Origin of the sequence: Kitasatospora sp. NPDC036755 (assembly GCF_040636595.1) — a bacterium.
GTDB lineage: Bacteria > Actinomycetota > Actinomycetes > Streptomycetales > Streptomycetaceae > Kitasatospora.
Map to the genome: position 1 here is coordinate 1 of NZ_JBEZUT010000603.1, position 2,381 is coordinate 2,381.

The window sequence follows — 2,381 nt, forward strand, 5'->3', positions numbered from 1 at the left end:
GGTCGCCCTGGGGACGGGCGAGGTGCGGCAGGTGCCCGAGCCGCCGATCGCCTCGCCGGCCCCGGAGCCCGCCCGACGCACCGCCGCGGCGACGGCCCTGGCGCGGCGCGTCGCGGCCGCCCTGCCCGAGGGGGTGGTGCACACGGTCGGCTCCCGTCGGCTCGGCTGCCAGCTGGACGGAAGCGACCTGGACCTCGTGGTGGCGCTGCCCGGCGCCGCCGATCTGCCCGCCGTGCGCGCCCGGGTGGCGGCCGCGCTACCCGGAGCCCGAGGGCTGCGCGAGGTCCGCGGCGCCCGGGTGCCGGGGCTGCGGCTGACGGCCGACGGCCTGTCGGTCGACCTCGTCGTGGTCTTCACCGGCGCGCTCGACCCGGCGCGGGCCGTCGAGTGCCGCGCGGAACTGGGCGAGGCGGAGGCCGTCGCGCTGAGCGCCGTCACGGACGCCGAGGCGATCCTGACGGCGCTCGGCGACCGCCACGCCCGCTTCGTCCGGCTCGCGCGCCAGGTCAAGGCGTGGGCGCGGGCGCGCGGCCTGGATTCCGCGCCCTTCGGTCAACTTCCTTCGCTCGCCTGGTCGGTGCTGGCCGCCAGGACCGTTCTGGAGGCGACCGACGGCACCGAGGAGGACCTCTTCGAGCGGTTCACCGAGACCTGGGCGAGCCGGGACTGGAGCCTGCCCGTCGCCCTCGCCGACGGCCCGACGCCTCCCGCCGAGGGCGCGCTCACCGTGTTCACCCCCTCCGCGCCGGTCCGCAGCTGCACCACCCAGGTCGGCGCCGACACCCGCGACCTGCTCACCGAGGAGCTCTACCGCGCCTGGGAGCTCACCGTCGAGGCGGCCGAGGGCACGAAGGCCACCGGAGCCGTCGAGGGCACGGAGGCAGCCGAGGCCACCGGAGCCGTCGAGGCCGCCGAGGACCCGTGGCCCGCCCTGCTCGCCGCTCCCCCGCTGCACCGCCGCCACGCCGCCTGGGCCGTGGTCAGCACCGACGAGGAGTCACTCGGCCTCGTCCGGGGCCGCGTCCGCGCCCTGCTGACCGCGCTGGAGGACGCCGGGGCCGCCCGGCTGCACGCCTGGCCCCACCCGTACCGGACCTCCGACGGCCGGGTCCACCTGCCGATCGGCCTCGGCCCCGCCCCGCTCTCCGCCGACCGGCTCACCCCGCCCGCGAAGGCCTGGTCCCGCGGTCTGCCCGGGGTGAGGGTCGACCACGTGGAAGGCGGTGGCGTCCCCACCCCGGCCCGATGAACCGATGGAAAGCCGAAATGCCGACAGGCCGATACGCCGAGCCGCCGGATCACCCCCGATCGCCCGAACCGCCCCTTCCCGCAGGACTCTTCTGGACAATCGCCCCCGAAATTTGCCACGGTGAGCCGCAGCGGCCCAGTCATCGATCATGCGGCCGAAGCCCCATGGGAGTTCCCCCGTGCCCTCCGCCGACTTCCCGTCCTTCTACCTCGGCCAGAGCGTCTTCTCCGACCCCGGCGCCCACCTCTCCCGGTACGCCGATCTCCCCAGGGATCCGACCCGACTCGCCCGGATCGCCCGGAACCTGATCATCCATCGACTGGAAGGGCGACTGTTCCACCACCCCATCCCGGCGGCCCGGCTCCACCACGACGCCGAGACGCGCTACCTCGACGACATCCTGCACCTGATCACCGACCGCGACCCGGCCCCGCTCAGCCACCCCCGCGCGCCGGCGGACCGCTTCGTCGGCGTCTGCCGGGACCTGGCGCTGCTGCACTGCTCCTTCCTGCGCCACGTCGGCATCCCGGCCCGGCTGCGCTGCGGCTTCGCCGACTACCTCGGCCCGGACGGCTTCCACTGCGACCACGTCGCCACCGAGTACTGGGACGAGCGGCGCGGCTGGCTGCTCGCCGACCCGCAGCTGGCCGACCCGAAGGTCGCCGCCGCCTGGCGGGTGGACTTCGACCCGATGGACGTCCCGCGCGACCGCTTCCTGGTCGCCGGCCGCGCCTGGCGCACCATCCGCTCCGACCGGTCCGCCGCCGGCTCGTTCGGCGTCCACCCGCCCGAGGAGGGCCCGCTCAACGGCGAATGGTTCGTCGCCCACTCCACCCGGCTCGACCTCGCCGCCCTCAACAAGGTCGAGACCCTGCTCTGGGACACCTGGGGCTCCGGCTCCACCAACACCCCCCACGCCCCCTACGACGAGGTCGCCCACCTGACCGTCGGCCCCGTCCACCTCCCCTCCGTCCGCCGCCTCTTCGCCGAGCACGACGCGCTGCGCACCCCGAAGACCGTCCTGTCCCTGGCCCCCTTCAACGGCCCCCGCGAGGTCACCCTGCGCTGACCCCGGAGAGCGTTCCCGCGGGCGGCCGGTACCGGACCGGGCGCGTCCGACGAGCGGGCCACG

General features: G+C 75.9%; 1 protein-coding gene and 1 pseudogene. Both read left to right on the top strand.

Translation table 11 applies throughout. The annotated features are described in order from the left end of the window. Window positions 1-1,249 (top strand): annotated as a pseudogene (locus AB0E96_RS40410) (polynucleotide adenylyltransferase); the annotation flags it as partial. A gap of 178 nt (window positions 1,250-1,427) precedes the next feature. Next, window positions 1,428-2,318 carry a transglutaminase domain-containing protein gene (locus tag AB0E96_RS40415; protein WP_359831750.1) on the top strand — a complete coding sequence of 297 codons (891 nt, stop codon included), beginning with the start codon at window positions 1,428-1,430 and terminating at the stop codon, window positions 2,316-2,318. Window positions 2,319-2,381 lie beyond the last annotated feature (63 nt).